This is a genomic window from Glutamicibacter sp. 363 (assembly GCF_052379505.1).
Lineage (GTDB): Bacteria > Actinomycetota > Actinomycetes > Actinomycetales > Micrococcaceae > Glutamicibacter.
Genome location: NZ_JBQSYR010000074.1, coordinates 1 through 1,338, shown reverse-complemented (window position 1 = coordinate 1,338; position 1,338 = coordinate 1). Strand labels below are relative to the sequence as shown.

The 1,338-nt window shown below is 58.1% G+C and carries 1 protein-coding gene; it reads left to right on the top strand.

The annotated features are described in order from the left end of the window. Positions 1 to 72 precede the first annotated feature (72 nt). Complete coding sequence (locus ACT3UA_RS18905; RefSeq protein WP_096283213.1) at positions 73 to 1,269, top strand: IS1249 family transposase; 1,197 nt, start codon at positions 73 to 75, stop codon at positions 1,267 to 1,269. Positions 1,270 to 1,338 lie beyond the last annotated feature (69 nt).

Genomic DNA, 1,338 nt, shown 5'->3' with positions numbered 1-1,338 from the left:
GGCCTATAGGCAATAAATGGTGTCTGCAATCTTGATCCTGCCCCGGAAAACCGGGGCAGGATCAAGACACACATGGATCTTGTTCCCATAGGCGTGACCCTTACAAGACAAAACACCCACCTATGCAGTATCTGCCAAAGCCCCCAAAAGAAAAACGGGAAACGCAACGGCAAGCAACGATGGCGCTGCCTCAACTGCAACGCCAGCACCACCTTCAAACGAGAAGACCTCACCGCACGCAACCAACTCGCCAGCTTCGTCAACTGGCTCATGAGCAAACAAACCCAAGCACAACACGGCGGAGGAACCGGCCGGACCTTCCGCCACCAAACCGCTTGGTGCTGGAACGTCCATCCCTTCCTGAACCACACCGCAGAAGTCTTCGACGAGATCCAAGTCGACGGAATCTACATCCGGCAAGGCTGGTGCCTGCTGATCGCTATCGCCCAAGGAAACGTCATTGGATGGCAATGGTGCGACCGAGAAAAATCAGCGGCGTGGACAGCGCTTCTGAAGCATTTCCCTGAACCGAAAGTCGTCATCACCGATGGCGGGTCAGGGCTGATGAAAGCGATGAAAGAGTTCTGGCCCAACGTGAAGATCCAGCGGTGCCTGGTTCATATCCAACGCAACGTCCGCACCTACCTGACCCTGAACCCACGCTTGCCAGCCGGTAAGTCATTACGCAGTTTGAGCCTAAAACTCACGAATATCCGCACCCAAGAAGCCGCGGCCCAATGGATGGCCGCCTTCGCGGCCTGGCATGCCCAGCACCAAGACCTCATCAACGAACGCACCTACGCAGCGCAATGGAACGGCGCGTTGCCCCAAGGCATTCGCAGCACCCGCACCTGGTGGTACACCCATGACCGGCTGCGCAAAGCGTACGAGAACATGCAGACCGCTTTGCGACGCGGTCACCTGTTCACGTACCTGAATGAAGATCTGAACGGGCTCGGGATCAGCTCGACAACGAACATGATTGAAGGCGCGGTGAACTCCGGGATCAGAGCGATGATTTTCTACCATCGCGGGATGCCCATTGAGCATCGCCGGCGTGCTTGCGAGTGGTTCTGCTGGACTCACACGGACAAGTCAGCACGGCCGAAATTCCCTGCGCTGATCAAGGCCGCCATCGTGCGTGCCGAACGGATTGCTACGGCCAAGGTAGCCGAGGAGAAACAGATCGGCCCTGAGCTTTATGGCACAGCCGCGGTCGCCGAGGAAGGGCTCTACGCCAGGGCTGGCTGGGGTGGACGTAGCCGCTAGCGCCCCGGTTTAGATGGGGTTTGTCCCGGGTGACACACCCGGGCAGACACCATTTCTTGCCTATAGGCC